Consider the following 1,665-nt stretch of genomic DNA (forward strand, 5'->3'; position numbering starts at 1 on the left):
ACGCTGGACCCGGCGGCCGTCCCCGGCGCACGGCCGACGGCGACGAAACCGTCCGGCCCGCCCGAGGTCAACCCGGCCCCCGTGGACCGGAAGGGCAAAACGGACCAGGAGCTCGCGGCGATCGCGCAGCCCACGGCCGCCCCGGTGGAGCTGACAGCCAAGAAAACCGTCAAAGGTGGCGTGTCGGCGACCATCACAGACATGACGGCCGTCCAGGGCGTGGCAACCGGCATCGGCGAAGTGGCCGGACCCGCCGTGCGGTTCAAAATCAGCGTGGTCAACAGCACCGCGGCGCCGCTCGCGCTTGACCGGGCGCTCGTAGATGTCAGCTACGGCAAGGACGATGCCCCGGCGAGCCAGCTCAGCGGACCGGACCCCGCGCCCTTCCCGGCCAGCGTCGCACCCGGGGCCACCGGCGTCGCAGTGTTCATCTTCGCCGTGCCGCTCGACGCGCGGGATACCGTGACGATCCACTTCAACCTGGAAGCCGAGACGCCCATTGCGACGTTCGCCGGCCGTGCCCCGGCCGGAAACAAGCCATGACACCGGCACCGGGCGGCCCGCCGGTCTCTGCTCCCCGCCGGATGGTCCGGCGGGCACGCAAGTTGGGCAAAGGGCTGCGGGCCGCCAGCGCCGTGGCTTACCTGCAGGTCCGCAACCTGGTGGCACGCGGGCCCGTCACCGGATCCGCGCCGGTGGTCGTCTCCCTGACGAGTTACGGTGACCGGATCCGCACGGTGTCGCTCGGGGTGGAATCGATTGCCCGCGGCACGGTGCGGCCGCAGCGCCTTGTGCTGTGGCTGCAGTCGCCTGAAGACATCGCGGCGTGCCCGGCGTCACTGCGGCGCCTTGAACGCCGCGGCCTGGAAATCCGGGCGGCATCCAATGGCGGAGCGTCCAATTACGGACCCCACACCAAGTACTACCCCTACGTTTCATCCGTGCCACGGCACACCGTGCCGCTCGTGACGGCCGACGACGACATCGTCTACCCGGCGAAGTGGCTGGCGCTGCTGGTGGATGCCGGCGAGCGCCACCCCGGCACCGTGGGCGCGTACCGGGTCAGCATCATGGGGATCGAGGGGGGCCAGGTATCCGGCTACTCGACCTGGCCGTGGGCCCGTGACACGGCCGTGCGGGCGGGAAACTTCGCCACCGGCGTGTCCGGCGTCATCTACCCGCCGGCGATGCTGGAGGCGCTGCGGCTGCGCGGGGACGGCTTCCTGACCTCGTGCCCGCGCGCGGATGACATCTGGCTGAAGTGGGTGGCCCTGCGCGCCGGAATCCCGGTGCGCCAGATCGGGCCAGTGCCCCGGCACTTCCCGATCATTCCTGGCAGCCAAGGCCAGAGCCTCATGAGCACAAACGTGGGAGAGAACCAAAACGATCACTGCATTCGAGGCCTCTTTTCGGCCGAGGATGTGGCCGCGCTGGGTGCCAGCACGGTCAGTCATCAACCGAACTAAGGGGACAAGAAAATGCTCAGGAACGCAACGCTGGGGAGCGCTCGGAGGAGAGGGGCCGGGCCGCCCGCCGGCTCGGCACCGACGACGGCACCGGCACCCGCCAAGACCGCCTACACGACCGTCCTGACGGGCGCACGGGCAGGCGCGAAAAAGTTGATGGCGCTGCTGCTGGCTGCCGCCGTCGCCCTCTCGCTGGGAC

The 1,665-nt window shown here is 70.2% G+C and carries 3 protein-coding genes; all 3 read left to right on the forward strand.

Annotated features, from left to right (window positions below; translation table 11 throughout):
- A partial coding sequence (locus tag LQV16_RS23430) for a hypothetical protein (RefSeq protein WP_229996220.1) occupies positions 1–543 on the forward strand: 543 nt, incomplete at its 5' end.
- On the forward strand, positions 540–1,466 hold the full coding sequence (locus LQV16_RS23435) for a hypothetical protein (RefSeq protein WP_229996221.1): 927 nt from the start codon (positions 540–542) through the stop codon (positions 1,464–1,466). The genes LQV16_RS23430 and LQV16_RS23435, both read left to right, overlap by 4 nt.
- Positions 1,467–1,478: 12 nt before the next feature.
- On the forward strand, positions 1,479–1,665 hold a 187-nt coding region (locus LQV16_RS23440), incomplete at its 3' end, for a hypothetical protein (RefSeq protein WP_229996222.1).

The organism is Arthrobacter sp. Bi26, assembly GCF_918697925.1.
Lineage (GTDB): Bacteria > Actinomycetota > Actinomycetes > Actinomycetales > Micrococcaceae > Arthrobacter.